The organism is Pseudonocardia pini, assembly GCF_013870575.1.
GTDB lineage: Bacteria > Actinomycetota > Actinomycetes > Mycobacteriales > Pseudonocardiaceae > Pseudonocardia > Pseudonocardia pini.
On the sequence record NZ_JACBXB010000563.1, the window covers coordinates 1 to 3,763 of the forward strand.

Here is a 3,763-nt window from a genome sequence, read left to right on the forward strand (position 1 = left end):
CGACCAGCGCGTCGACCGCGCGGGGGTCGGGATCGCGGCCCTCGAGGCCCGGCGCCTTCTCGACGAAGGCCAGCGCGAGGTCGCGGCAGGCCTCGTCGCTCACGGCGGGCAGGCCCACGGACGCGAAGCCGTCGGGGATCGCGTACTCCGCACGCTGCCAGCCCCCGTCGAAGCCGTAGACGAACCCGACCCACTCCCCCGCCGCCATCGCGGCCTCGGCGGGCGGCGCCCACCAGTCCGGGGCACCCGCGAGCAGGTCCGTCTCGGGCTCGCCGAAGTACTCCGCCGCCCCGCGGAAGTAGGTCTCCGAGTACTCGTGGTCGTTGCCGAGCAGGACGGCCCGCTCACCCGGGAACAGGTGCAGGTCGGCCCAGTTGCCGCCGCCGTCGTCGTAGTGCCAGCGGGGGCCGTCCGCGCGGCAGCCGTCCCCCCAGCCCCGCGCGGCACACACGGCCGCGAAGGCGGCCCAGCGGCCGCGCATCTCCGCCGGGGTGGGCAGGTCGAGCGTGATCATCCGAGGAACCTCCTGGCTGCGGCGACCCCGGCCGCGGGATCGCCCTCCCCACCGAGCAGGGCCGCGAGCTGCGACTCCGTGACCTGGGTACCCGCGGCGACCACCGCGCCGAGTGCCACCGGATCGACCGTGGCGACGGCGTCGGCGCAGAACTCCGCGCAGAGCTCGCGGCAGGCCTGGGCGGAGACGGCGGGCAGCCCGACCCGCGCGAAGCCGTCGGACGCCGCGTAGTCCGCCCGGGTCCAGCCCCCGTCGAAGCCGTAGACGAAACCGACCCAGTGGTACGGCCGCTCCGCCTCCTCGACGGGCGGAGCCCACCAGTCCGGTGCCCCGGCGAGCAGATCCGTCTCGGGCCGATCGAAGTACGAGGCGGCGCCGCGGAAGTAGGTCTCGCCCTCCCGGTCCCAGCCGAGCAGGACGGCCCGGCCCCCGCCGACCGGAACCAGGTCGGCCCAGTTGCCGCCGCCGTCGTCGAAGTGCCAGCGGTCCTCCGCGGCGTGGCAGACCGCCGAGCCGACCGCCGTGGCCACCGCCGCGAACGCCGCCCAGCCCTCACGCATCGACGCAGGTGGAGGCAGGTCCACGGGACGCATGGGGAGATCATCCCGCACGCCGGTGAACAACGGGCGACACCCACACGGTGATCACCCACAGGACTAGCGCCCGCGGGCGCACCGCGCGTCCTCAGGGTCGTCACAGCGGCTCCGTGGAGCATGGGTCGAGTGCAGTTCACGATCGACCGTCAGGCGGTGTCACCACCCCCCGTCCGGACCCGTGCCGACTGGCTCGGACGCGCGGCGGCGCTGGTCCTGGGCATCGTCACGGTGCTGTCGGTCGTCCGGGCCTTCGGCCCGCTGACCTACCCCGGCGACCTCTGGCGCCAGTCCGACACCGCCTCGATGGCCCGCAACTACGCGGAGCACGGGCCCCACCTCTTCCTCCCGCAGATCAACTGGGGTGGGAACGGGCCGGGGTACGTCGAGTCCGAGCTGCCGATCATGCCGTGGCTCACCGGGATCCTGTACACCCTGTTCGGCGAGCACGAGGTGCTCGGCAGGCTCGTGTCGCTGGCCTTCATGCTGCTCGCCACCTGGGCGTTCTGGGGTTTGGCCAAGCGGATCCTCCCGCCCGCGGCGGCCCGCTGGGCGCTGATCGCCTGGGCCGTCTCGCCCGCGTTCATGCGGTGGGGCACGGCGTTCATGCCGGAGGCGACGGTCCTCGCCTTCACGATGCTCGCGCTGCTGGCCTTCTGCCGCTGGCTGCAGGAGGACCGGCCGGTCTGGCTGGTCGCGACGGCGGCCGCGGTCGCGATGGCGGGGCTGGCGAAGCCGACGTCGCTGCACGTCGGCCTCGTCATGGGGGTCTGGCTGCTGCTGAGCGCGCGGGACCGGCTGCGCAGGCCGTCGCTGTACCTGGCCGGGCTCGCCGCGCTGGTGCTGCCGGTGCTGTGGCTGCGGTACGCGGCCGGGCTGCACGAGACCTACGGCAACACCTTCGGCGTACTTTCCGGCGGCGACAGCAAGTTCGCCACCCTCGACATGCTGCTGAGCCCGGACCTCTACCTGGGCAACCTGCGCACCGAGGTGATCTTCCTCTACGGCGTGGTCGGCGTGCCCTTCGCCCTGCTCGGCGTGGCGTGGCTGTGGCGGCTCCGGCGCGGCGCGGTGGCCGCCCCGTTCCTGCTCGCGGGCGCGCTCGGGCTGCTCGTCTACTACCTGGCGCTCGGCCGCTACACCGGCTCCGACCTGGGCATCCAGTACCACGTCTACTCGATGCCGTACGCCGCGGCGGCCGTCGGGATCGGCGTGGTCGCCGCCCAGCGGCTGCTGCGCAGGCGCGTCGGCGGGGCGCTGCTGGGTCTGCTCGGGGTGCTGACCGTGATGGCGCTCGGCGCCCAGTCCGTCAACGTGTTCCGCCAGTCCCTGACCGACGACGCCGGGGTGCTCGGCACGTGTGCCACGCAGCTGGCCGCGGTGTCCGCGCCGGACGACCTGGTCGTGGTCGGCACGGACAGCACCACGACGATGGACGGCGTCTCGAACAACTTCCAGGAGCCGGTGGTCCTCTACCGCGCCGACCGGTACGGGTGGGTGCTCGCCGCCGACCGGTACCTGCCGGAGGCGCTGGCCTCCGACGAGGTGCGCGGGGCCCGCTGGTTCGTGAACCCGGTTCCCGGGCAGCTGCCCGCAGGCAGCCCGCTGGCGACCTGGCTCGCCGACAACGGTCAGCAGGTGCGAACCGCACAGGCCGACGGCTGCGACGTCTGGCGCCTGCTGCCGAGCTGAGGCCGCTCACTCGGCGGCGGCGAGGCCCTCCACGGACTCCTCGGGCAGCGGGACGGCCACGCTGGTCAGCGTGACGGTCGTGCCGGAGTCGTCCCGGCGGATCGACACCCGGTCCATGCAGCCCTTCATCACGCTCATGCCGTAGCCGGTGGCGCCCTCGTCGGGCCGCCACACGCCCTCGTCCCGCACGGTCACCACGATCTGCCGCGCCGAGGGTCCCGCGACCAACCGCCCGACGACCTCCACGTCCCCCGGGACGCCTCCCGCGTAGGCGTGCTTGACGGCGTTCGTGCACGCCTCGCTCACCGCGAGGATCGCGTCGACCCGCGCCTCCTCCGGCCAGGCCAGCCCGTGCAACCAGCGGTCCAGCCCGGCACGGAAGAAGGCGAGCTGCACCGGGTCCGCGCCGAACCTGATGCTGTAGAAGCCCGTGTCGTCCGCCATGCCCCGAGGATCGTGGATTCCGCGGCGCGGCGCGACCGCTGACCGCGTCGGCCTCGCCGCAGGGGCGGGCGACTACCCGCGGACGCGCCGCCGGGCGGCCGCGCGGCGGAGGACGTCGTCGTGGTCCGCCGTGCTCAGGGCGACCTCGTCCGGGGCGACCGGCTTGCGGGCGGGCACCGCCCGACGCGCGGGGCGGGACTCCGGTTCGATCGGCTCGATCAGCTCGGTCATCGGTGGCCCCCGGTTCCTGCGGACGAGCGGTCACCGGGGAGTTCGCTCCGCGGGTCCCCGGCGTTAGCGCCCGACGGGGACCGGGGCCGGGTCGAGCTCGGCGAGGTCCCGCAGCGGCGCGCTGAACCCCGCGACCCGCTCCGCCGTGAGCGGGGTCGGGTCCCAGCGGGGCCTGCGGTCCTTGTCCACGACCTGGGCGCGCACGCCCTCCGGCAGGTCCGGCTCCCGCAGGCAGCGGACGGAGACCCGGAACTCGGCGGCGAGCGCCTCCTCCAGGGACCCGAGCTCG

Annotated in this window: 6 protein-coding genes; 1 reads left to right on the forward strand and 5 read right to left on the reverse strand. The window is 74.5% G+C overall.

Going from position 1 to position 3,763, the window contains the following annotated elements; all coding sequences use genetic code 11:
- The coding region (locus H5J29_RS24740; protein WP_181783428.1) for a proteophosphoglycan 5 at positions 1–514 on the reverse strand (514 nt) is incomplete at its 3' end.
- Positions 511–1,107 carry a proteophosphoglycan 5 gene (locus H5J29_RS24745; protein WP_181783429.1) on the reverse strand — a complete coding sequence of 199 codons (597 nt, stop codon included), beginning with the start codon at positions 1,105–1,107 and terminating at the stop codon, positions 511–513. The genes H5J29_RS24740 and H5J29_RS24745, both read right to left, overlap by 4 nt.
- A 156-nt stretch (positions 1,108–1,263) precedes the next feature.
- Between H5J29_RS24745 and H5J29_RS24750 the strand changes: the two genes are divergently transcribed.
- Positions 1,264–2,799, forward strand: a complete 1,536-nt coding sequence (locus tag H5J29_RS24750) for a glycosyltransferase family 39 protein (protein WP_181783430.1) — start codon at positions 1,264–1,266, stop codon at positions 2,797–2,799.
- A 6-nt stretch (positions 2,800–2,805) separates the two neighbouring features.
- Here the strand turns inward: H5J29_RS24750 and H5J29_RS24755 are convergent, their stop codons facing one another.
- The 3 genes from H5J29_RS24755 to H5J29_RS24765 form a co-directional block, all read right to left on the reverse strand.
- Positions 2,806–3,243, reverse strand: coding sequence for an ATP-binding protein (locus H5J29_RS24755; RefSeq protein WP_181783431.1), 438 nt, complete (start codon positions 3,241–3,243; stop codon positions 2,806–2,808).
- Between the two features lie 72 nt (positions 3,244–3,315).
- A complete protein-coding gene (locus H5J29_RS24760; protein WP_181783432.1) occupies positions 3,316–3,474 on the reverse strand; it encodes a hypothetical protein in 159 nt (52 codons plus the stop codon).
- Positions 3,475–3,537: 63 nt separating this feature from the next.
- A partial coding sequence (locus tag H5J29_RS24765) for an enoyl-CoA hydratase/isomerase family protein (RefSeq protein WP_181783433.1) occupies positions 3,538–3,763 on the reverse strand: 226 nt, incomplete at its 5' end.